General features: G+C 43.0%; 17 protein-coding genes. 9 read left to right on the top strand and 8 right to left on the bottom strand.

Annotation, left to right across the window (positions count from 1 at the left end; all coding sequences use genetic code 11):
• Window positions 1–80: 80 nt before the first annotated feature.
• Together nirD and nirB are read right to left on the bottom strand one after the other, a co-directional pair.
• Complete coding sequence (gene nirD, locus HGD77_RS07905; protein ID WP_004647001.1) at window positions 81–1691, bottom strand: nitrite reductase small subunit NirD; 1611 nt, start codon at window positions 1689–1691, stop codon at window positions 81–83.
• A gap of 24 nt (window positions 1692–1715) precedes the next feature.
• On the bottom strand, window positions 1716–4262 hold the full coding sequence (gene nirB, locus HGD77_RS07910) for a nitrite reductase large subunit NirB (RefSeq protein WP_085064538.1): 2547 nt from the start codon (window positions 4260–4262) through the stop codon (window positions 1716–1718).
• 502 nt (window positions 4263–4764) lie between these two features.
• Between nirB and HGD77_RS07915 the strand changes: the two genes are divergently transcribed.
• The 8 genes from HGD77_RS07915 to HGD77_RS07950 all read left to right on the top strand — a co-directional run bounded on the left by HGD77_RS07915 (window position 4765) and on the right by HGD77_RS07950 (window position 11853).
• Window positions 4765–5343, top strand: coding sequence for an ANTAR domain-containing response regulator (locus HGD77_RS07915; RefSeq protein ID WP_004280362.1), 579 nt, complete (start codon window positions 4765–4767; stop codon window positions 5341–5343).
• 10 nt (window positions 5344–5353) lie between these two features.
• On the top strand, window positions 5354–6370 hold the full coding sequence (locus HGD77_RS07920; protein ID WP_005266356.1) for a CmpA/NrtA family ABC transporter substrate-binding protein: 1017 nt from the start codon (window positions 5354–5356) through the stop codon (window positions 6368–6370).
• 246 nt (window positions 6371–6616) lie between these two features.
• Window positions 6617–7561, top strand: a complete 945-nt coding sequence (locus HGD77_RS07925; RefSeq protein WP_005266355.1) for an ABC transporter permease — start codon at window positions 6617–6619, stop codon at window positions 7559–7561.
• Window positions 7561–8454, top strand: coding sequence for an ABC transporter ATP-binding protein (locus HGD77_RS07930; protein ID WP_005222134.1), 894 nt, complete (start codon window positions 7561–7563; stop codon window positions 8452–8454). Before HGD77_RS07925 ends, HGD77_RS07930 begins: the two co-directional genes overlap by 1 nt.
• 11 nt (window positions 8455–8465) lie before the next feature.
• A complete protein-coding gene (locus HGD77_RS07935) occupies window positions 8466–8795 on the top strand; it encodes a DMT family transporter (RefSeq protein WP_004894887.1) in 330 nt (109 codons plus the stop codon).
• Between the two features lie 68 nt (window positions 8796–8863).
• Window positions 8864–9940: an isopenicillin N synthase family dioxygenase gene (locus HGD77_RS07940; protein WP_004894890.1), complete on the top strand. Its 1077-nt coding sequence runs from the start codon at window positions 8864–8866 to the stop codon at window positions 9938–9940.
• Window positions 9941–9943: 3 nt separating this feature from the next.
• Window positions 9944–10957 (top strand): NADPH-dependent aldehyde reductase Ahr, encoded by a 1014-nt coding sequence (gene ahr / locus HGD77_RS07945; RefSeq protein ID WP_005222137.1) that lies wholly within the window; start codon window positions 9944–9946, stop codon window positions 10955–10957.
• Window positions 10954–11853 carry a hypothetical protein gene (locus tag HGD77_RS07950; protein ID WP_004894896.1) on the top strand — a complete coding sequence of 300 codons (900 nt, stop codon included), beginning with the start codon at window positions 10954–10956 and terminating at the stop codon, window positions 11851–11853. The genes ahr and HGD77_RS07950 overlap by 4 nt, the downstream gene beginning before the upstream one ends.
• Before the next feature lie 65 nt (window positions 11854–11918).
• Here HGD77_RS07950 and HGD77_RS07955 read toward each other — a convergent pair whose 3' ends face one another.
• Genes HGD77_RS07955 through HGD77_RS17145 form a run of 5 tightly spaced genes read right to left on the bottom strand, consistent with a single transcriptional unit; the run spans window position 11919 to window position 16406 of the window.
• On the bottom strand, window positions 11919–12944 hold the full coding sequence (locus tag HGD77_RS07955; protein WP_005222139.1) for an ABC transporter substrate-binding protein: 1026 nt from the start codon (window positions 12942–12944) through the stop codon (window positions 11919–11921).
• Window positions 12945–12999: 55 nt separating this feature from the next.
• Entirely contained in the window at window positions 13000–14022 is a 1023-nt protein-coding gene (locus HGD77_RS07960; protein WP_005266351.1) for an ABC transporter substrate-binding protein, read from the bottom strand.
• Window positions 14019–15827 carry an allophanate hydrolase gene (gene atzF, locus HGD77_RS07965; protein WP_005266350.1) on the bottom strand — a complete coding sequence of 603 codons (1809 nt, stop codon included), beginning with the start codon at window positions 15825–15827 and terminating at the stop codon, window positions 14019–14021. Before atzF ends, HGD77_RS07960 begins: the two co-directional genes overlap by 4 nt.
• Before the next feature lie 11 nt (window positions 15828–15838).
• The gene (locus tag HGD77_RS07970) at window positions 15839–16282 is read right to left on the bottom strand and encodes a CopG family ribbon-helix-helix protein (protein WP_004280384.1); all 444 of its coding nucleotides are present in this window, start codon (window positions 16280–16282) and stop codon (window positions 15839–15841) included.
• Window positions 16275–16406, bottom strand: a complete 132-nt coding sequence (locus tag HGD77_RS17145; protein WP_004647016.1) for a hypothetical protein — start codon at window positions 16404–16406, stop codon at window positions 16275–16277. Before HGD77_RS17145 ends, HGD77_RS07970 begins: the two co-directional genes overlap by 8 nt.
• A 704-nt stretch (window positions 16407–17110) precedes the next feature.
• Here HGD77_RS17145 and HGD77_RS07975 point away from each other — a divergent pair.
• Window positions 17111–19882 carry a TrlF family AAA-like ATPase gene (locus tag HGD77_RS07975; RefSeq protein WP_005266349.1) on the top strand — a complete coding sequence of 924 codons (2772 nt, stop codon included), beginning with the start codon at window positions 17111–17113 and terminating at the stop codon, window positions 19880–19882.
• A 43-nt stretch (window positions 19883–19925) separates the two neighbouring features.
• On the opposite strand, the gene uca is transcribed toward HGD77_RS07975, so the two are convergent.
• Window positions 19926–23546: an urea carboxylase gene (gene uca, locus HGD77_RS07980; RefSeq protein WP_168730780.1), complete on the bottom strand. Its 3621-nt coding sequence runs from the start codon at window positions 23544–23546 to the stop codon at window positions 19926–19928.
• Between the last annotated feature and the right edge of the window lie 3 nt (window positions 23547–23549).

The following is a 23549-nucleotide window of genomic DNA, read 5'->3' on the forward strand; positions in this document are numbered from 1 at the left end:
TTAATCCTCCCCAACCCTCCTTTAGCAAAGGAGGGAGGTTCCCCTCTTTTTCAAAGAGGGTTTGGAGGAGGTTTATCCGATTACCCTGCCTTTTTTAATGCAAAATCCCGACCAAAAAGCAGTTTGCTGCGGATATTACTAATTGGTGTCTGGTCTGCAATCAGTTCTGCATACCAAGCCCCATCTTCGGTATCGCCAAATAGCACAGCACCAATGACCTTGTCCTGTTGAATGATGATCCGTTTATAAATCTGACGCTTCTCATCATTCAGCACGATATCTTCAAAATCATCCTGAGGTTCAAAATTTCCGGCCGAAAAGACATCACATCCGCTAACCTTGAGTTGGGTCGGAACAGTCGGTGCCTTAAAGGTCAGTCGGCCATGTTCAGCCAGATGCGTCGCACAGATAAAGGCCTGTCCCCATAATGGCTCAACCAGTCCAAAGGTTTGGCCACGATGCTCAATACATTCACCTACCGCATAAATACTCGGGTCATAGGTCTGCATAGTGTCATTCACCAGTACTCCGCGATTGCAGCGTAAGCCAGCCTGTTCAGCCAGGGTTTTATTGGGTCGAATCCCGACAGCAAAGACCACCAAATCGGCATCCAGCATTGTCCCGTCTTTTAGCCGCAGTTGAGTCACGTGACCATCCATACCGAGCAGCTCTTCGGTGTTGGCTTCGGTGATGATCCGGATACCTTTATCTTCAATTGATTTTTTCAGCATTTGACTGGCTTTCATATCCAGCTGACGATCCATAATACGATCCATCAGGTGCAGCACAGTCACATTCATCCCCTGCTGCTTCAGTCCATAAGCTGCTTCTAGACCCAGCAACCCACCTCCAATCACGACGGCGTTTTGCCTGGTTTTGCAGTAATCCAGCATGCGGTTAACATCCTGAATATCCCGGAAGCTAATCACGCCTTCAAGTTCAGCACCCGGAATAGGTGGCATGAAGGGTTTGGAACCAGTGGCGAGAATCAGACGATCATAAGCAACGACTTCGCCTTTTTGGGTGTGGACCTGTTTACGCGAACGGTCGATAGCGATGGCTGCATCCCCAGCAATGAATCGAATGCCTTTTTCAGCATACCAGTCGGCTGAATGCAGCATAATTTCGGCAAAGCTTTTCTCACCAGACAATACCGGTGACAACATGATCCGGTTGTAATTGCCCCATGGCTCTTCCCCAATCACGGTAATGTCATAACGATCTGGCGCCATATCCAGCAAGTCTTCCAGACAACGCATACCCGCCAGTCCATTCCCGATCAGTACCAGTTTTAAGCGCTCTGTGTTTTGACCATTACTGGAAATATAAGTTTTTTGTGGAGTCGGACTCACCAGAACTTTGCCATTTTCAATTCGGGTTGGAAATACCAGTAATTTCTGCTCTTGTTCTTCCAGACAACGACCGGTCACCAGACTGAAATGCTGCTTGTAAATTGGGGATGCGACTACACGCTCACCTTGCAGATCACCCAGAATGCCACGTGCCATGACATTGGCCAGACTAAACGGATCCTGATTGCTGAGTGCATAAACCCGCTGTTCCTGACCCACGCGAAAAATTGCAATCTGCTGATCTTCAATCAGGGCTGCCACACCGGTATTCGGAGTGATCTCATCCAGATTGCAGACTTCGTACCAGTTCAGTTCGTTCATGTCTTTTAAAATTGTCATTTTCATTCTCCCTGACTGTGGTATTTAGGCTTCAACCACTGGAATACGGTTTAAATCACGTTCAGCTTCTGTCTTTGGACGAATCTGGCCACGTACAGGCGCAAACTGAATATGCGGGTCATTCTGCTCGGCTGCTTTGGCATTGATAAAAGTCTTAAAGCGTTTGCGTACTTCAGGATCTTCAATTGCGGTGCGCCATTCATCCTGATAAGTACCAATCACATGCTGCATACGGCTTTCCAGTTCAGCGGCAATGCCGAGCGAATCATGCACAATGACATCTTTCAGATAGTCCAGCCCACCTTCCATATTGTCACGCCACACACTGGTGCGCTGCAGACGGTCTGCTGTCTGGATATAGAACATAAAGAAGCGGTCGATATATTTGATGAGTGTGGGAGTATCCAGATCCGAAGCGAGCAGTTCAGCATGGCGCGGTTTCATGCCGCCATTTCCGCATACATATAGATTCCAGCCTTTTTCCGTGGCAATGACACCGACATCCTTGCTCTGTGCTTCTGCACATTCACGGGTACAGCCGGATACTGCCATTTTGGTTTTATGGGGTGAACGCAGGCCTTTATAACGGTTCTCCAGGAAAATTGCCAAGCCGACAGAATCATCGACCCCGAAACGGCACCAAGTGCTGCCCACGCAAGATTTCACCGTACGTAAAGATTTGCCGTAGGCATGTCCGGACTCGAAACCGGCATTAATCAGCTTTTCCCAGATTTCAGGCAGTTGATGTACCTGCGCACCAAACATGTCAATTCGTTGTCCGCCTGTGATTTTGGTATATAGGCCATAATCTTTGGCAATCTGACCGATGGTAATCAGGCCATCCGGAGTAATCTCGCCGCCTGCCACACGTGGCACAATCGAATAGGAACCATCTTTCTGGATATTGCCGAGGTAGTAGTCGTTGCTATCCTGCAAACCGGCATGGCTAGGTTTTAGGACAAAGTCATTCCAGCAGGATGCCAGAATATTGGCTACAGTCGGTTTGCAGATATCACAGCCCATCCCATGACCATGTTGCTGGATCAGGTCAGAGAAACTCTTGATTTCATGCACACGAACCAGGTGATATAGTTCCTGACGTGAATAGGCAAAATGTTCGCACAGGTGATTGTTCACCGTGACACCCTGACGCTGTAATTCAGATTTGAGAACCTGCGTCACCAATGGCGCACAGCCACCGCACGCTGTTGCAGCCTGCGTGCATTTTTTCAGTGCCCCCAATGAAGTTGCACCGCCATCAATGGCTGAACAGATATCAGCTTTGGAAACATTATTACAGGAACAGATGGTCGCACTGTCAGGCAACAAATCGATGCCACTGCCACCCGATTTGGAGGTCGACTGATCAAAGCCCGGCATGATCAGGCTTTCCGGTTGTTCCGGTACAGCCAGACCATTCAGCATCATTTGCAGGAGATCGCTATATTCTTTGGCACAGCCCACCAGCACCGCGCCCAGCAGCTTGGCCTTATCTGCTGACACCACGATTTTTTTATAAACCTGCGCGGCTTCATCAGCATAGAAATAGCTCAAAGCACCTGGGGACATGGCATGTGCATCACCAATAGAAGCAACATCCACGCCCATCAGTTTGAGTTTGGTGCTCATGTCGGCGCCAGCGAATGCATGACTCTCTTGGCCCAGTACATGTTTTGCCGCGATACGCGCCATGTCATAGCCCGGTGCAACCAGACCATAAATTTTATTGTCCCAAAGTGCACATTCACCAATGGCATAAATGTCCGGATGTGAGGTCTGGCAATAATCATTAATGATGATGCCGCCACGCTCACCAATCAGTAAACCACTTTGGCGCGCCAGTTCATCACGCGGACGAATACCGGCCGAGAACAGGATGATATCGGTTTCAAGCACCGAACCATCTCCGAACTTCATTACATGCTGAGTGCTGTCACCATCTTCAATACTTGACGTGGCCTTTTGAGTATGTACCTTGACACCAAGGTCTTCAATTTTAGAGCGCAGTACCCGGCCGCCCAGATCATCAATCTGCACCGCCATCAGACGCGGAGCAAATTCTACGACATGGGTTTCCAGATTCAGATCTCGCAGGGCTTTCGCTGCTTCCAGCCCTAGCAAGCCGCCGCCAATCACTACGCCAGTTTTGGCATTCAGACTGGCTGCACGAATGGCATCCAGATCTTCAATAGTACGATAAACAAAGCAATTCTGACGGTCATTGCCCGGGAATGGTGGCACAAAGGCATAAGAACCGGTAGCGAGAATCAACTTGTCAAAACTCAGCACATCACCCTGGCTGGTGGTGACGGTTTTATGGAGCTGATCAATTTCAACCGCTTTAGTATTAAGTCGCAAATCAATGCCATAAGCATCGGCAAAATCACTACGACACAGACTCAGATCCTTGACCGACTTGCCGCTGAAATATTCGGTCAAATGTACCCGGTCATAAGCTAAATGTGGCTCTTCTGCCAAAATGGTCAGCTCAATGTCATCACCGGCCTGTTCCAGTACAGATTCGATGAATTTATGCCCCACCATGCCATGCCCAATCATGAGAATTTTCATATCTGCACTCCAACTATTGTTTTTTAAAGATGATAAAAAGCCGCATATCACGTCTAGGCATTGATATGTCTGCTGATTGAATATGTTGTAAATACCGCAACCCAGCGCTTTGTAATGCTGGAGGAAGGGTTGAAACGCTTGTGCGTTTTGTATTGCTGAACAACTGACCATGTCATTTATCCTGTGCTGAACGAAATACCAATCACACTCCTTGAAAGTGCAATTACGATCAGAACGGACATCGTTGGCCGTTGTTAGTATTGAAAGTCATCTTTGACGATTTAATAAATGCAGAAATCGTGCCAACTTTTCCAATAAGAAAACGCCTTATTTCAGGCAGATGATCTACCTAAACGCTTCATTTTGATCAGCCATCAGCTGAAATCCCTAAAGCTATGCACTAAATTGAACAGAAAAATAGAATTTTATGCACCAATTTAATGGCATGTTTTTTGCTTTACTCCTGCTTGAATATTCCTTAGGCCTTACTTGAAAATATTCCATGTCCAAATTACGAATTGCTCTTATTGATGATGATCTGGAGCGCGCCCAATTCATCCAGGAATCCTTACTTTCACATGATTTTCAGGTGGTGGCCTGTTTAATCCTGAATGACCTGAATATGGTACATGTTAAGGGTATTCATGCAGATGTGATCCTGCTGAATATGGATCATCCGCATCGGGATATTATTGAAAGCTGTGTCAGCCAATATGAACTTCCGACCGTGCTGTTTACCCAGAACTCCAATAAAGACACCATCAAAAGTGCGATTGATGCCGGAATCACGGCTTATATTGTCGATGGTATTGATCCCACCAAACTAGAAAGCATTCTGGAAATTTCAATTGAACAATTCCGCAAACATAAAAAGCTGCTGAACGATTTAAAAGAAACCCAGGACAAGCTGATTGACCGTAAAGATATCGATAAAGCCAAAGCCCTGCTCATCCAGCTGCATGCCTTAACGGAAGAGCAAGCTTTTGCTTTATTGCGTAAAAATGCCATGAGTCACCGGATTACCATTGGTGAAATGGCCAGACGCTTACTGGATGCACAGAAGCTGTTACTGGGCCAATAAGGAAAAGCATATGTCCACATTAGAAAAAACTGAACTCAATATTGGCTATATTCCTTTACTTGATTGTGTTGCCATTCTCTGGGCTGAAAAACAGGGTTATTTTGCCGAGCAAGGATTAACCATCAATTTAATCCGCGAAGCCTCATGGTCAAGTTTGCGTGACCGTCTGGCCTATGGCTTTCTGGATGCTGCACATTGTCTGTCCGCCATGTTGCCCGCTGCTGCCCTGGGCACAGACCAGTTACAGGTGGCTTTGCAAACCCCTCTAGTACTGAGCGTGAATCAGGCTTTTATTAGCCTGCGCCAGGATTGGTGCTATGAACTCGGTATCCAGCCTGAGGATGATGAACAAAGCACCTCAAAGAAACTGGTACAGGCTTTACAACAGAATCATCCCATCAATCTGGCCTATGTGTATAAATATTCGATTCACCATTACTGCTTAAAAGAATGGCTGGCACTGACTGATCCACAACTGGCCAAGAATATCCAGCTGATGACGTCTCCACCGCCTTCCATGGTAAAAGGAATCGCGGAACAGGTATTCGATGGCTTTTGCGTGGGAGAACCCTGGAATATTCAGGCCAAACTTGAAGGCTATAGTTTTATCGTCGCGGCAAGCCAGAATGTCATTCCAAAAGTTGCCGATAAAGTCTTGGCCATGACCCAGGAATGGGCAGAACAGCATCCATTTACTGTAGAGGCAGTGGTCAAGGCAGTACAAAAAGCGCAGGATGATTTAAAGCAGCGCAGTGATTTATCAGAAGTATGGGACATGTTAGTCGATTATCAGATTATTCAGTTTGAATGTTCCGCCCAGCGGCATGTCTATGACTTTTACAAGATCAAGAATATTATCCGGAATTTTGTTGGGAAAAGTGCCCAACCGAAAGTCGATGATTTTATCTGGCTCCTGCAGCAGATGCAGAAATGGGAAGATATTGAAATGACCGTAGCCGAGAAAAAACAGATTGCAGAACAGTGCATCTATAGTTTGCAAAGCCAGCATGCAGACATTATTGGCTAAATGATGTTACTGAAAAAAGAGGCCTGATTTTTCAGGTCTTTTTCATTGAGTCTATTTTCCAAAAAATGATTAAAAAATCTCTGCATTCTGATCTAACTTCTTGAATATGATTAAGAGTTGTCTGCTAATTTTTGCTATAAAAATAAGTCCTTTTTAAAGTCATTTCAGGATTTGGGATGAAATGGCATCCATTTTGCTTATTTAGTATTACGTTTTATAAAATTTGTAATATTGAGGGGCAACACTATGAGTTACGTTGCACGTGAACTCAGTCAAAGAAATAAATTGCTGTTTGGCTTGGGGTCTTTTTTAATACCAATTTTAATTTGGTGTGCAGTCAGCTACTTGCCATTTATCTGGCATCCACAAGTCCAGATTACTGATTCAGGTAGTGTTGCCTATTTACAGGTCGAAAGTCGTATTGATAAAGACCAGTTTTTTTCTGCTGCGCAGTCTGCGGTAGATCAGGGTCTGGCTCCGCCGCAAGGTATTCTGGTCAACCCGATTTATCTGCCTGCACCGCATGAAGTTGCGATTGCACTGATCACAGCTTTTACCACGGAGCCTGCTCAGGCCAATGCACCCTGGTTTCATGAAAGTCTGTGGCACAGTATCAAGCTGGTCTTTACTGCGTTCTTTATTTCTTCCTTAGTCGGTGTCCCACTCGGAATTTTATGCGGTTTTTCAAACAAGCTATCCCAACTGACCGAGCCTTTTGTTGAATTTTTCCGTTATTTGCCTGCACCTGCATTTGGTGCCCTAGCCGTTGCAATTTTAGGGATCAACGATGCACCAAAAATTGCCATTATTGTGATTGGCACTTTGTTCCAACAAATTCTGATTATTGCCAATACCACACGCTTGGTTGACCGTAGCTTGATTGAAGCCGGTTTTACTCTGGGCACAAATAAACTCAAAAGTCTGTTACATGTGGTGATCCCTGCAGCATTACCTGAAATTTACCGTAATTTGCGTGTACTGCTCGGTTGGGCATGGACTTACTTAATTGTGGCTGAACTGATTGGCAGCACCTCTGGCATTACTTGGTTTATCACCCAGCAAGCACGCTACCAACATTTCGACAATGTCTTCGCTGCAATTTTAATTATTGGGATGATCGGTCTGATCTGCGATGTCGTCCTGATGAAAATCGGTCAACGTTTATTTAAATGGAAAGCGGGAGCACACTAATGACACAGCTTGAACATACTGATGCATTTGATTCACGTCACTATTTTGACAAGATTTACCAACGTCCCGTGATCTTAGAAGCAAAACAACTCACACAAAAGTTTAAACATGGCAAAACAGAACGCACGGTCTTAAATGCATTAGATCTCAAAATCCATAAACGTGAATTTATTTGTGTGATTGGACCCTCTGGGTGTGGTAAATCGACCTTTAGCCGTGTGGTTGCAGGTTTAGACCCATATAGTAGTGGTGAGATTTTAGTGGATGGCACACCGATTACAGGCCCAAGTCCTGAGCGTGGCATGGTGTTCCAAGGCTATACCCTCTTTCCGTGGAAAACTGTCAAAGAAAATGTAATGTTTGGTCCAAAAATGAAGGGCCAAAGTCATTCAGCAGCCGAAGCCCAAGCACGCGAGTGGATTAACATCATTGGCTTAGAAAAATACGAAAATCAATATCCACACCAACTGTCAGGTGGGATGAAACAGCGTGTCGCCATTGCCCGCGCCTTAGTCAATGAACCGAAAATTCTGCTCATGGATGAACCTTTTGGTGCACTTGACCCACATACGCGCCAAAAAATGCAACGTCACTTAATGGATCTTTGGAAAAACATCGACATTACCATCATTTTTGTTACCCATGATATGGACGAAGCCATTCTACTTGCCGACCGTATCGTGGCACTGAAAGCCAACCCAGGTGAGATTAAAGAAATTATTGAAGTCGACTTGCCACGCCCACGTCATCCTGACCTCATGCTGACACCTGAGTTTAAAAGCTTACGTCAACGTGTCGATCAATTGGTGCATGCCGAAGAAGATGAACTTGATCCTGCTTTGGCAGATTTACCGGTGATTCCTCGTATGACCAAAGTCAGTACTAGCAAGTAAGTGAGATCAATATGGCTTACCTCTATTTAATGATTGCAATTGTGGCAGAAGTGATTGCGACCTCTGCTTTAAAAGCATCGAATGGTTTTAGCCAATGGATTCCATCCACGATCACTGTCATTGGCTATCTGATCGCAATTTACTTTCTAGCGCTCACCATGAAAACCATCCCCGTGGGTATTACATATGCCCTGTGGTCGGGTGCAGGCATTATTTTGATTTCATGCATTGGTTGGATTTTCTATAAACAGCATTTGGACACGGCAGCGCTGATTGGGCTGTCCTTTATGGTGCTTGGTATCGTCATTATTAACGTCTTTTCAAACAGTACTGAAATTTAAGCAGACATTAGTAAATTCACAAGGCACGCATTGTTCCACACCATACGTGCCTCATTTTAGGGGGTAACATGAGCATTCAAACGATTGAAAAAGATTTCAGTGAAATTCCTGTCATTGATATTTCAGGGTTGTACAGTGCAGATCCTGCAGATCAACAACAGGTTGCGATAGAACTCGGCAAAGCGGCTGAGCATGTCGGTTTTTTATATATTAAGGGTCATCGCATTCCGAGAGCACATATAGAAGCATTACAAGCCCAAGCTAAAGCATTTTTCGCCTTACCCTTTGAAGAAAAAATGCAGTATTACGCCGGCAAATTTGGCATTAAGCATCGTGGATATGTGCCACCGGGTGAAGAACGTGTTGAAGCGATTGATCGTCCTGATTTGGCAGAATTACCCAACAAAACAGACAATAAAGAAGCTTTCGATTTGAGTTGGGATTTACCTGATGATGATCCTGACGTGATTGCTCAAAAACCGATGCATGGCTCGAATGTATGGGCCGATCTCCCGAATTTTAAGCAAGATGTTAGCGCTTATTATGAAGATGTGATTGCCTTAGGACGTGTGCTGCTGCGCGGTTTTGAATTGGCCCTTCAACTTGAACCCGATGCGCTTAACCGTTTAGTCACACGACCCACCTCTCAACTACGTTTAATGCACTATCCACATGATCTAGAAGCAGAAGATATCTTTGGTTTTGGTGCACATACCGATATGGAGCTGTTCACCATCTTGTTACCTACTGCAGCAGGACTCGAAGTGGTGAACTCTAAAGGTGAATGGATTGATGCACCTCCCATTGAAGATGCATTTGTGGTCAATATTGGCGACATGATTGAAGCCTTAAGTGGCGGTCGCTTTACTGCAACCTCTCATCGTGTTCGTAAAGTCCGTGATGAACGTTATTCATTCCCGCTATTCTTTGCTTGTGACTATGATGTCGAGATTAAACCGTTGCCTCAATTTGCAACGCCAGAAGCTTTAGAGAAATATCCGCCTGTGATTGCAGGTCAACATCTATTTGAAGTCAGTGCGCAAGGCTTTCGTTATATGCGTGAGATGGTCAAACGTGGCGAAATTCAACTGACTGGTCCAAATGTCCATTTTGGTAAACACAATTATGATGACTTAGGAGCATAAGTGATGCCTGTATTTGCTTATGCCGCACATGCGCCTAAGCAAGCACTTCAACCTTATCAGTTTGAGTTTAACGACTTAAACCCCGATGAGGTTGAAATTGAGGTCATGTACTGTGGCTTATGCCACTCTGACCTCTCTATGCTTGATAATGATTGGCAACAAACACAATATCCTTTCGTTCCGGGTCATGAAGTCATTGGACGTATTTCAAAGCTTGGTAGCACGGTAAAACATCTAGTCCCCAATCAAGTGGTCGGTTTAGGTTGGCAATCGGGTCATTGTCAAACGTGTCATCCTTGTTTGTCGGCCAAACCTAATCTGTGCAAACAATCTGAATCCACGATTGTAGGACGTCATGGTGGCTTTGCGAGTCATGTCCGTGCGCAAGCCTCTTGGGTGATTCCTATTCCTGAAAATATGGATCTCCAAAGTGTTGGACCATTACTCTGTGGTGGTTTAACGGTATTTACCCCTTTACTGCAACATGGTATTCAAGCGATTCATCATGTGGGCGTGATTGGTATTGGTGGCTTAGGACATATTGCAGTGCAACTTTACAAAGCTTGGGGCTGCAAAGTCACTGCGTTTAGTTCAAACCCTGCAAAATATGATGAACTAAAACAATTAGGTGCAGACCAAGTCCTTTCCTCGACTCAGCTTGATGATATTCCCCCACAAAATTTTGATCTGATTGTGGATACGGTCAATCAAGCACTCGATTGGGATGCATACATTCGCTTATTGGCTCCTGAAGGAAAGTTTCATGTGGTCGGTTTGGTCGAAGCTCCTCTTAAAATCTCAAGCTTTCAGCTAATTGATCAACAAATTAGTCTAACAGGTTCACCCACAGGTACACCGATTGCCATGCATCAGCTCCTCGATTTCTGCTCACGTCACCATATACAGCCCTGGGTGGAGGAATTTCCCATCTCGAAAGTCAATGATGCGATTGAGAAGTTACGTCAGGGGAAACTGCGCTACCGTGCTGTCATCAATATGCAGGAGTTACATAGATGAATCATGCTGTTTTGCTTGAATCAAATGAAGTACCCATTGAACATCTTGCGCTACAAACTCGGCATGTTTCCGGTTTTGTCGACTTTATGGCGAGTAATGGCCGCTATATTTGGGCCACCAATCAGGATGTCTTACAAAAGTTTTCGGCTCAAGACAATCAGGTGGTGGCTGAAATTCAAGTGCCTAAGGCTGCAGGAATTCCGGTGTGTGCATTTTCAGCAGTATGGGTGGCGAGTCTAGAAAATCAATCCATTTATAAAATAGATCAGATTAGTAATGAAGTTTTAGCCATCATTCCGACGGGTCTTGCGGATTTAACGGGTGAATTTAGTTTGGCGGCATCCGATGATGCCATTTGGGTGGTCTCCGCAGAAGGATTACTCACCAAAATTGCACCGTGTCGCGGTCAAATTGAACAACATATTGAAGTCTTACCGAGCTCTTATAATGTTTGCTATGGTGCAGGTGCAATTTGGCTCACCAACACTCAACACGCCTCCGTACAACGGATTGATCCTTTCTTAAACCGTGTAACACATGTGATTGATGTTGATGAAACCCCTTGGTTTATCTCGGCCAATGATCAATATGTGTTTAGCCTTAATCAAAAGCATGGCACGGTTTCAAAAATTGATGCTCTCTCCTGTGAGTGTGTTCAAACCATTCAACTCCCTGAACATGCACGTGGCGATGGTGGGGATATTTTTGCATCTAAAAACAGACTTTGGGTCAGAACGACAAATCTATTGTTAATCGAAATTGATTTGATTTCTGGCAAGATTTTAAGGCAGATCACTGCACAAGAGAATGCTGGAAGTGGTGCGGTAATGCAGTGTGGTGATGTGTTATGGGTCACTGCACATGATATTGAGAAAGTTTGGCTGATTGAAGCATGAACTTCGCTTAAATCGTGAGTCATAAAAAAGGGCTAAAAAGCCCTTTTTTATCAAGCTTAGATGGATTATTCAGCTTGTGCAGCATTGACCAAATGTGGATAGATGGTATTTTCGACAACAGGGCTTTCTGAATAAATTCCGACACGCATATTGAACTTGTTGACGTTATAAGAAGAACCATACAGTGAGTCCAAGCCATCACCTTTAACAAAGACTTTTTTATTATCTTCTAAATCGAGCAAGGTCGTACCCGCCATCAGGTTTTCAAGCTGTTCAGGTTTAATCTCGGCACGATCTGCCATGATTTTAATACCATCTGCACGTGTCGCAGGGTCTTCAAGATATTTCACAATCTTGTCCCACACCACGATCAATTTGGTCCACTCATCTTTACGTTTTTCAATGTTTGGCAAGTTCACCGAAAGAACATCGTAAATTAATCCCGGTGTTTTGCTTGAATCATAAATGACTTTAGAACCCGGTACAGCTTTAAGGGCCTGTAAACCAAATGGATGCCAAAGCGTGATCGCATCAATCCCTGGTGTATTAAAGACTTGTGATAGTTCTTGGGTCACCGCATTAACGACTTTGACTTTGCTCGGATCTTGACCTTCATTCTCCATCGCGGTGGTAAAGAACAATTCACTGACCAAGCCTTTCTCGAATGCAACGGTTTTCCCTGCAAGCTCTTTAACAGACTCAATGCCCGGTTTCGCAATAATGATATCATTTCCGGTCGACATACTATTGACCAAAATAATGCTCCCGTTCACACCTTGTGAAGACAGCATAAAGTTATCGCCATTGGCGACACTCGCCCCATCAATTTTGCCTGCCAAAAAGGCTTGAATTGATGCGTTATAGTCGGAGAACCATTCAAGTTGTACATTTAAGCCTGCCTCCTCAAACCATCCTTTTGCCTTTGCCACTTCCCAAGCGAGTGAACCCGGCCATTCACTATAGGCGATACGGATCGGAGCAGTACTTGAATTGACTGCTTTTGCTTCAGTTGTGGTATCTGATGATTTGCTACAGCCTACGAGAATTAAGCTTGAAGCAACCAACACAGAAAGAGATAATTTTTTTAACATACAGCCCCCTTAACGAAAAAAGGCCTTTCGATACGAAAAGCCTGTATAAAAAAGATTATGGTAAAGATTGTACAAGTTCGGGATAAATGACCCCATCTACATCGACTTTTTGGGTATATACACCATTTTTAAAGTTAAATTCATTGACGTGATAGCTTGAACCATAGAGTGAATCAAAGTTGTTCGATTTTTCAAATACCTTTTTATTGGCTGCCAAATCCAATAAATGCGTCCCTTCAATAAACTGTGCATACTGATCGGCTTCAAGACCAACGCGTTTTGCCATAATGGCTAAGGCATCAGGACGTGTGGCTGGATCATTAATATATTTCACCGTTTTATCCCACACTTGAATGATTTTTTTCCATTCTTCTTTGTGTGCAGACAAATGCGTCATATTGACCGTTAAAGTGTCATAAATCAGACCAGGTTTATCTTGAGAGGAATAAATAATCTTGGAACCTGCAACGGCTTTCAAGGCTTGATTGGCCACCGGCTGCCATACCGCAATCGCAGCCACATCAGGACTTGAAAAGACTTGTGGTAGTTCATTGGTGACCGCGTTGACCAAGTTCACATCAGTATGTGCAATACCCGCATCGCTTAAAGCCGTATTTAACAAGTGATGATCAACTAAGCCTTTTTCGACCGCAATTTGCTTGCCCTTTAGTTCTTGAATCGAATTTATGCCATTTTTAGCAATAATGACGTCATTCCCGGCTGAATAATCGGTCGCCATGATCATGATGCCCTTGGTACCACCGGATGCAATCACCAAGTTATCGCCATTGGATACCGAAACGGCATCAAGTTGATTGGCCGAAAAAGCACTCATCGATGCTGAATAATCGAACCACTTAAACTCAACATTGATCCCTGCCTCTTGAAAGAAGCCTTTTTCAATCGCGACTTGCCATGCCACCCACCCCGGCCAATCACTGTAACCGATCGTAATGGGCTTGGTATTCACGCTGCCTTCAGCTTTGGCTTTTGGTTCCGGTACTTTGGCTGTATTGTCACAGCCTGCTAATAAAATCGTGGTCAGTACAGATGCTGACAACAAGGCTTTTTTAATCATCGTGCGATTTCCCCTATGCATGCGCATTTAAACTTGGTATTGCTGACTTTTTTAGATTCGATATAGGCGCGCCAACCACCAAAATGGCTAATATCTGTTGCATCCTCTAAGGCATAGCCTTCACAAATAAAACCTTTGACCCATGTGCCATCGCTGAGCTGTACATTGCCAATCCCGAGTGGTGCCGGTACTTCAGCGACAATGTCGCCAAACAATGCACGTGGAATGTCCCAGACCTCGACTTCAATTGAACAACCTTTAGCGCTGTATTGCAGGCCGGGTTTTGGCGGTGTGGTATTTTTTAATGCATACAGTTTGTAATGCGAAGTAGTCCGGGTCTGCTTGATCAGGGTGCCACCGCGTGTGGTCAGCTGAAAATTCAGCGGCATTCCGCTTAGATGTGCACCGACGACAGCCAGTTTGACGCTGTGACCCGATGAGATTTCAGTTGTTTTTTCATAGCTAAGTTCAGATGTGCCTAACTTTAACTGGCTCGCCTGCTGCCATTTTTGCCCGAATTTGGCCAGTGCTTCATCCATCCAGGCTGGTGCAATAAAGGTCACGCCCGTTGGCAAACCATCGGCACGAATGCTATTGGGTAGCGCCAAAGCCGAAAGATCGGCAAAATTGACAAAATTGGTATAAGCGCCCATGTGACTGTTTTTTACCAGAGGGTCCGCTTCTACTTCTGTAATGCGATAAATGGTAGGTGCGGTAGGCACCATCAATGCATCATAATCCGTCAAGGTATTTTGAATGATACGGCTCAGGCGGGCGCGTTCATATTCATCCTGCATGGCATCGACCGCACTGAACCGGTCTGCCTGCGCTATAATCTGGCCAATTACCGGATGGGTCTGCTCACGTTGCACCATTTTTTCCACGGCACTGGTACGTTCAGCCACCCAAGAGCGGTTGTAAAGTGCAGTCGCCAGCTGTTGAAATGGAACAAAATCAATCGGCTCAACCGTATAACCCAAGCTTTGTACACGTGCGATCGCCAGCTGGAATGCTTTTTCAGTTTCAGCATCGCCATAAAATTCCAGTGTATCCGGAATGGCAATTTTCCCTTTTGAAAATTGGCTCGGTACATTTTGAGGATGTACCCGGGAATAATCATCGCTAGCATCATAGCCTTGCATGACTTGCGCCACCTGCCAGGCATCATCCACCGTTAATGCAAAAATCGAAATCACATCGATGGTGCGACAAGCCGGAATCAGGCCTGTAGTCGAAAACCAGCCTTTGGTCGGTTTGAGTCCGACAATGTTATTGTGCCCTGCTGGTATACGTCCTGAACCTGCAGTATCTGTACCCAGTGAAAATGGTACTAATCCATTGGCTACCACCACGCTGGAACCCGAACTCGAACCACCACTGATATATTCAGGATTAAAGCTGTTCTTCACCGCGCCGTATGGGGAGCGCACACCGACCAGACCCGTCGCAAACTGGTCCAGATTGGTTTTTCCCACGACAATCGCGCCGGCAGCTTTTAATTTGGCTACTGCTGTTGCATCGGAAGTCGCCAGATAAGCTGCCTCTTTACATGCTGCTGTGGTATAGAACCCTGCAACATCAATATTGTCCTTGACTGCAAATGGCACCCCATAAAGTGGCAAGCTTTCAATATCTGCACCAGTCAATGCATCAATTTGTGCCTGTAATTGTGCTGCTGTCGCAATTGATATCCAGGCATGATCGTCATTATTCAACTCGGCTACATACTCAATCAGGTCACTAAGCTGGATATTGTTATTCTGGTAGGCGTGTTGCCAGTCCTGTACAGTCCATAAGTTGTGCACAGCTGTTCTCCTTAAGTGTGTTCGGTATTTTGTGGAATGGGCGGCATGACGGCATCCATCAGTTCGAGATGGCCTTTAATCACGCCTTTCAGTGCAATAAATTGTTCGCTAATTTCTTTCAGATCACTACTCGCGCCCTGCATCAGCATGACTTGCAAAATTTTTTCATCATCCAACTGGATATGAAGTGAATTGATCACTTGCGCCAGATACTGCTGCTGCAGATCGACCAGCTGACTGCGCAGCGGTTTCAGGCTGACGTCGTAGAGCAAGGTGAGTGTGCCGACCATGACTTCATCGCGAATCACCAGATCATCAATCAGGTGGCGGTTAATCATGTCGACAATGGCCTGTGAACGGCTTTCATAATGCTGCTCGACAATTTTTTGGTCCATCGCATGTAGCGTGGTTTCTGGCACGGTAATACTGATCCGTGCCAATTTTTGTTTAGGCACGATGTTGATCCTTGGGTTGGTATTGGGAAGACTGTTTAATGTGAAAGCCTGCGCGTACGCTGAGCAGCTCAACCAAAAAGTGAAGCCATGGATGCATTTTTTTATTTGATGTCGGATTGTTCATGTGCATCTCCTGTAAATATTACAAAACCAAAATTTCGTATTACTTAGGAAAATGCAGAAAACGTGCCAATTTTTAGTTATTTGGATAAGGTGAATAAACTTACATAAAAGGGCAAAAAAAAAGCCCCATAACAGTGAGATGGGGCTTGTTCTAAAGCAAAAGTAAGTTTTGTATTTCACCGGTTTATTCCATTTTGATTGCTCATGTCCTTGCTATTCTTTTTATACATGAATGGTTAACCGATGTTTGTGCTTATGAGTGATCAAGTGTATTGCTCTCCTCTATTTATGTTGTATATAAATAAATGCATTAAGCGTGCCACAATATAAAATAGAATAGATTTAAGCAGAATACTTTTAAAATCGATCACATACATATATAAACCAGAATAAGGATGATTTAATTTTATTAAGTGCGGCTAAAAAATAGCCCATTTTGCACCATTGGGGTTCGAGAGTGCATCAAAGTGTGGCTAGATTTGCTTTTTGAACTTGCCCAATAAGTTTACCACTTTTGATGTATATCAATTTAGTTTGAGGCTTATAGTTTCTAGATACATAGTATTGAGAATTTAACTGTTCGGTGGAAAATATATTTAAATTGAGAAAAACCCTCCATATAGGTTCTTTTCCAAACAATATTTATCTACAATTAATCTAATAATTAAACAATTGTTCTTTAAAACTATATTAAGGGGAAAAGTGATGAGCCGTGGCTCTGAGTGGGGACGTTGGGACTTACATGTCCATACAAAAGGTACAGCCAAAAATGATAAATTTGGGGATATTTCTTTTGAAGACTACTGTGTTCAGCTTTTCAGAAAAGCCTTAGAACGAAATATAAAAGTTATTGGTATCACGGACTATTTTAGTGTTGATAATTATAAAGAAGTAAAAAAGTTCCAAGCGGAAATTGATTCTCGTAGTGAATTTGATAGTGATGAAAAAGCTCTTATATCTAAAATTTTGTTGATACCCAACATGGAGTTAAGAATTTCACCAACAACAAGTTCAAGCACTTTGATTAATTTGCACTTAATCTTTAACCCTCTAGCAATTGAGAAAATTGAGAATCAAATATTAAGTCAAATTAAAATGGCACATGGTGATGGAAACAAATATCCTCTTAATGAATTCGGGCTCAAAAGTCTAGGACGTTTATACCTTTTAGAGCATCAAAAAGATGATGAAAAATTAGCACTCAAGAAAGGGATTGAACAGTTTTGCATTCCTCACACCACATTAATCGAAGTTTTTGAAGTAAACAAAAATTTAAGAAATGAAGTACTCGTATTTGTTGCAAATGGTGATGATGGTGTTTCTGCTTTAAGAGGACACGAGGATCTTCTACAGCAACAAGATGCATCCGTTTATAGCCTTAGAAATTCTATTTATCAATTAGCAGACGGTTTATTCTCTGCAAAACCTTCGGACTATAGATATTTTTTAGGAAAAGGTAGTGAATCCCCTGAGGGAATAATTTCAAAATATCGCTCACTCAAACCGTCTATTCATGGTAGCGATGCTCATTGTCTCGAAGAGTTATTCGAACCAAAAATGAATCGTTATTGTTGGATCAAAGCTGAACCAACTTTTGAAGGTTTAAAGCAAATTATTCATGAACCTGAAAGTCGTGTTCATATCGGACAACATTGCCCTGAAATAAAAAACTCATATGAAGTAATAGATTATATCGAGTTAAATAATACTAATGTTGCAAACGAAAAAATTTACTTTAATGGTAATTTAACTTCTATCATCGGTGGGCGATCATCAGGTAAGTCCACCCTATTACAATGTCTAGCAAATAAATTAAAACCTACCGCACTAAACTCCCTTGAACAATCTCAGCATATTGATGAGCTTTGTTCAAATTTTAGAATTATTTGGCAAGATGGTAAGGAGGATTATAGTAGACCCATTGAATATTTTTACCAAGGACATATGTATTCAAAGTCAAAAGATCAAGGTATTGAAGATATAGTTAAAGACTTGATACAGCAAAAAGACAATAAGCTTTTCTCTAAATTTAAAGAACAAAGTGATTTTTTACGACATGAAATTTCAGGAAAAGTATCTACTTATTTTTCAATTTTAAGCTCTTTAACTGACTATCAATCACAATTGACACAGAAAGGTAATAAGGATGATATTCAAAATCAAGTTAATGAATTATCCATACAAATCCAAAATAATGATATTGGAAATATAACTCAAGAAGAAATGGCAAGTTTTAATGCTTCGAATGAAACTTTGACAATTCTTAATAAAAATCTTGAAGGTCTTATTACTTTTAAAGAACTACTTGAAGATAAGCACAGTTCTGATTTCTATCAACTGTTAAACCCATTTGAACTTAGTTTAAATTATGTGCTAGTAAAATCACACTTTGAATCTTTTGCAAGTGAAATAGAAAAATTTACAGCTACTCAATTTGAGCAATTCAAAAAGCTATCCCAGAAAACTATTTCTGATCAGATCCTAAAAGTTGAACAAGAAATTTTAAGTATCAAAAGTACTAACATATTTCAAAAAGTCGAAGTCTATCTAAGGTCTTCTGACGCTATAAAACCATTATTAGAAAGGCTAAATATTGAAAAAGCTAAGATTCAAGAAATTGATGATATTTTAGAAAAAATTGCTGAATTAAAAAAATCTTTGGAAAGTCTGACAACTGAGTTTCAACGTACAATTTGGTTATCAATGTCCAATGTAGCTTCCGAATTAATACAGGCTATATCATCAATTACAATCAGCCAAGATCTACAAATAATTGCAACGAATATATTTGATAAATTCAAGTTCAATGAATTTATCAAAAAAACAATTAACCAACAGCCTGAAAAAGCCAAGCTATTTGCTGAAATGCAAGTTACTTCTCAAATAGAACTATTAGATAAATACCATGAAATAGTAGAATCCTTAGAAGAAGGAGAAGTTCGTTTTAGAGGTGGTACTACTTTAGAAACATTTACTAAAGAATTCTTTGATAATTCATGGTTTAAAATAAAATTTGACGTGATTTATGATGGTGACAACTACAATGAAATGTCACAAGGCAAGAAAGCTTTTGTAGTGTTAAAAATGACTTTAGATTGTAGTGAAAGTAAGTGCCCTATTATCATCGACCAACCTGAAGATGACTTAGATAATCGAGCTATCTATTCAGAATTGGTTACTTTCCTAAAACAAAAGAAAAAGGAAAGACAAATTATTCTTGTGACTCACAACGCAAATGTGGTGGTAAATGCAGATAGTGAGCTAATTATTGTTGCCAATCAACATGGGACTCATAGTCCAAATATGAATAATCATAAATTTCAATATAAAGGCGGTAGTATTGAGTCCTTAGATTTCAACCCATCTTGCTCATCAACTTTAGGTCAAAAAGCAATTAAATCTCATATTTGTGAAATTCTTGAAGGTGGAGATAGAGCGTTTAAATTACGAGAACAAAAATATAATTTAGCTTCATAAAGAAAAAAAGACCGCGTAGGCGGTCTTTTTTATACCTATCTCATTAAGCCACTGGCGCCAACGTAAACAACACCTGCCCCGTTTTTACCGTCTGCCCTTTTTCAATGGTAATTGCTTCAACCTTCATGCGTTCAGGTGCAATAATCGGAATCTCAATCTTCATTGCTTCAATGACTGCAAGCGTTGCACCTTCTTCGACAATATCGCCCGACTGACATTCAATTTTCCAAATTGAACCCGGCATATGTGACTCAACAGCACAACCGCCTTCAGGCACTTCAACACCTTCGCCATCATCCACAGCATCTAGGCTTTCAGATACATATTCCGCAAGCCCTGCTTCATGCCAGCGACGACGTTCAGCATCAAAGTTGGCTTGTTGCACCGCTTTAAATACAGAAATCGACTCTTGGTTTTCCGTTAAGAAGTCATTGTATTCTTTCAGGTTGAGTACACCTTCTTCAATGCGTAATTTTAGACGACCGGCTTTAAAGTCTTCACGCATGTGCATGAGTTCAGCTTCAGACACTTCATAGAACTTAATCTGGTCAAAGAAGCGAAGTAACCACGGCATACCTTGCTCAAAATCAGGGTTTTTACGGTAGCGTGACCACATTTGTGAGGTACGACCGACAAACTGATAACCACCCGGACCTTCCATACCGTAGACACACATATACGCACCGCCGATCCCCACAGCATTCTCAGGCGTCCAGGTCCGCGCAGGGTTATATTTAGTGGTCACCAAACGCTGACGTGGATCAAGCGGGGTTGCCACAGGCGCACCTAAATATACATCGCCCAAGCCCATGACCAAATAACTCGCGTTATAGACCACATCTTTCACGGCTTGTTTGTCTTTTAAGCCATTGATACGACGAATAAATTCGATATTGTCCGGACACCACGGCGCATCTGGACGTACGGTTTGCATATAGCGTTCAGTAGCCAATTGCGTTTGTGAATCTTCCCACGCAAGCGGTAAATACACGGTACGTGATGGCACTTGCATCTCGGTCACATCAGGCAGTTGTTCTTCAGCGACTTGAAGCATACGCAATAAATCAATCTGATCGAGCTGGGTCGAATCAAAATGGATTTGCAGTGAACGAATACCCGGAGTCAGATCGATAATGCCTTGAATATTTTGATCTTTGACCCATTGCATCAAGGCATGAATACGGAAACGCAGGTTTAAATCTAAAACCAACTCGCCATATTCAACGAGCATATAGTTGTTTCCCGCAGGACGATACACCACATCAGGTGTGCCATTTTGACCTTTTAAAGTATCTAAAATGGCAGATTTCAGCGTGCTGATTTCAGGATAGAACGATTCATCAAAGGTGACCGCTTGTGTATCTTGTGCATTTAATTGCGCATGATATTTTTCATTTAAAAGTTTGGCTTGATGATAGCTCACAGGGACAAATTTGACTTTATCGCCAGCTTTGAGCTGACCCAATTTCCACAGCTCAGAATTGATCACCACCGCAGGGCACACGAAACCACCTAGGCTTGGACCATCAGGCCCAAGAATAATTGGCATATCACCAGTGAAATCGATCGCCCCAATGGCATAGGCATTGTCATGAATATTGGATGGATGCAGACCCGCTTCACCACCATCCTGACGTGCCCATTCAGGTTTTGGACCAATCAAACGGATACCAGTACGGCTTGAGTTAAAGTGAATTTCAAACTCATTGGCAAAGAAAGTATCAATGTCGTTTTTGGTAAAGAAATCAGGTGCGCCATGTGGACCATACATCACCGCAATTTCCCAAGAATTTGAGAATGTCGGGATTTGATCTTCGCTTAATGCATTCACTTCATCGGATGTAAATGCCGTGATTGGAAGCATATCGCCAATGAGCAAGTTACGCCCTGCATGACCGCCAAACTGACCTAAAGTGAAGGTTGCTTGTGAGCCTAAGTATTCAGGCACATTCAGACCGCCTTTAATGCCAATATAGGTACGGCAACCTGTGGCGATCTTGCCACATTTTAAAATTTGACCTTTATGGACATTCACGGTTTGCCACATTGGAACGGCTACGCCATCCAAGGTCGATAGCATATCACCACCTGCAAGCACAATTTGACTATCACAATGGAATTTTAAGCTTGGCCCTTGCAAGGTACATTCGAGCCCTGCGGTATTCGGTGCATTGCCTAACAGTTGGTTTGCCACATTTAAAGACAGCGGATCAATCGCACCTGATGGTGGTACACCGACATCCCAGTAACCCAAACGACCAGTGACATCTTGCACAGCGGTTTGAATACCCGCTTGGAGCACTTCAATTTTTTGGGTTTTCCACTCAAAGGTATTTAAAAAACGTGTGGTTTGCGTACCGGCTTTAAAGACATTGCAGTCGATAATGTTTTGTAGATATTCAAGGTTGGTTTCAATGCCCGCCACTTGGGTTTTAGCCAATGTATCGGTCATGGCTTGGATTGCCGATTCACGGGTCTCACTTGTCACAATGATTTTGGCAATCATCGGGTCATAGAAAGATGACACGTTTGAACCTGTTTCTACCCATGTTTCATTACGCACATTGGCATCAAACTCAACATGCGTTAAAAGCCCTGCACTTGGCTGAAAGTTTTTGATTGGATCTTCGGCATATAAACGCACTTGAATCGAATGACCTTGCGACTCAAGTTTTGACGTTGGAGCAACCCAATCACCACTGCCTAAGGTCACCATCCATTCCACAAGGTCCACACGAAAGACTTGCTCAGTGACACCATGTTCCACTTGTAGACGGGTATTCACTTCCAAGAAATAGAATTCTTGGGTGTCGGTATCCATCACAAATTCAACCGTACCAGCCGAGCGGTAATTCACTGACTGCATCAATTGAATCGCAACGTTTTGGATATAAGCACGTTGTTCATCTGTAATGTGTGGCGCAGGTGTTTCCTCAATCACTTTTTGGTTACGACGTTGCACCGAACAATCACGCTCGCCTAAAGCTAAAACTAAGCCATTGCCATCACCAAAGATTTGCACTTCGATATGACGAGCATTTTGTACGAATTTTTCTAAGTAAAGGCCTGCATCTTTAAAGTTCGCTTGCGCTAAATACGACACGGTTGTGTAAGCATCTTTCAGCTCTTCAGCATTCCACACCAAACGCATACCAATACCACCACCGCCAGCGGTACTTTTGAGCATCACAGGATAACCGATACGTTCCGCTTCAAGCAGTGCTTCAGCTTCATCAGCGAGTAATTGACTACCCGGCAATAACGGCACATTGGCTTGAATTGCCAATTCACGTGCAGTATGTTTGAGACCAAAAGCTTTCATTTGCTCGGCATTTGGTCCCAAGAATACAATGCCTTGAGCTTCACACAGATTACAGAATTCGGCATTTTCAGAGAGGAATCCATAGCCCGGATGAATCGCTTGCGCACCGGTATATTTGGCCACTTCTAAGATTTTATCGACATTCAGATAGCTTTGGCTTGCAGGTGCATCACCAATAAAGACCGCTTCATCAGCTAAAGTCACATGCAAGGAATCACGATCTGCTTCCGAATACACCGCAACCGATTGGATGCCTAATTTTTTAAGGGTACGGATGACACGACAAGCAATTGCACCACGGTTGGCGATGAGAACTTTATTAAACCCATATTTTAAAGTCATAGT

This window comes from Acinetobacter sp. NEB149 (genome assembly GCF_012516415.1).
Taxonomy (GTDB): domain Bacteria; phylum Pseudomonadota; class Gammaproteobacteria; order Pseudomonadales; family Moraxellaceae; genus Acinetobacter; species Acinetobacter lwoffii_V.

Coding starts and splice junctions, on each gene's coding strand:
- nirD (WP_004647001.1), bottom strand. CDS start 1,691: ATGACAATTTTAAAAGACATGAACGAACTGAACTGGTACGAAGTCTGC.
- nirB (WP_085064538.1), bottom strand. CDS start 4,262: ATGAAAATTCTCATGATTGGGCATGGCATGGTGGGGCATAAATTCATC.
- HGD77_RS07915 (WP_004280362.1), top strand. CDS start 4,765: ATGTCCAAATTACGAATTGCTCTTATTGATGATGATCTGGAGCGCGCC.
- HGD77_RS07920 (WP_005266356.1), top strand. CDS start 5,354: ATGTCCACATTAGAAAAAACTGAACTCAATATTGGCTATATTCCTTTA.
- HGD77_RS07925 (WP_005266355.1), top strand. CDS start 6,617: ATGAGTTACGTTGCACGTGAACTCAGTCAAAGAAATAAATTGCTGTTT.
- HGD77_RS07930 (WP_005222134.1), top strand. CDS start 7,561: ATGACACAGCTTGAACATACTGATGCATTTGATTCACGTCACTATTTT.
- HGD77_RS07935 (WP_004894887.1), top strand. CDS start 8,466: ATGGCTTACCTCTATTTAATGATTGCAATTGTGGCAGAAGTGATTGCG.
- HGD77_RS07940 (WP_004894890.1), top strand. CDS start 8,864: ATGAGCATTCAAACGATTGAAAAAGATTTCAGTGAAATTCCTGTCATT.
- ahr (WP_005222137.1), top strand. CDS start 9,944: ATGCCTGTATTTGCTTATGCCGCACATGCGCCTAAGCAAGCACTTCAA.
- HGD77_RS07950 (WP_004894896.1), top strand. CDS start 10,954: ATGAATCATGCTGTTTTGCTTGAATCAAATGAAGTACCCATTGAACAT.
- HGD77_RS07955 (WP_005222139.1), bottom strand. CDS start 12,944: ATGTTAAAAAAATTATCTCTTTCTGTGTTGGTTGCTTCAAGCTTAATT.
- HGD77_RS07960 (WP_005266351.1), bottom strand. CDS start 14,022: ATGATTAAAAAAGCCTTGTTGTCAGCATCTGTACTGACCACGATTTTA.
- HGD77_RS17145 (WP_004647016.1), bottom strand. CDS start 16,406: ATGAACAATCCGACATCAAATAAAAAAATGCATCCATGGCTTCACTTT.
- HGD77_RS07975 (WP_005266349.1), top strand. CDS start 17,111: ATGAGCCGTGGCTCTGAGTGGGGACGTTGGGACTTACATGTCCATACA.
- uca (WP_168730780.1), bottom strand. CDS start 23,546: ATGACTTTAAAATATGGGTTTAATAAAGTTCTCATCGCCAACCGTGGT.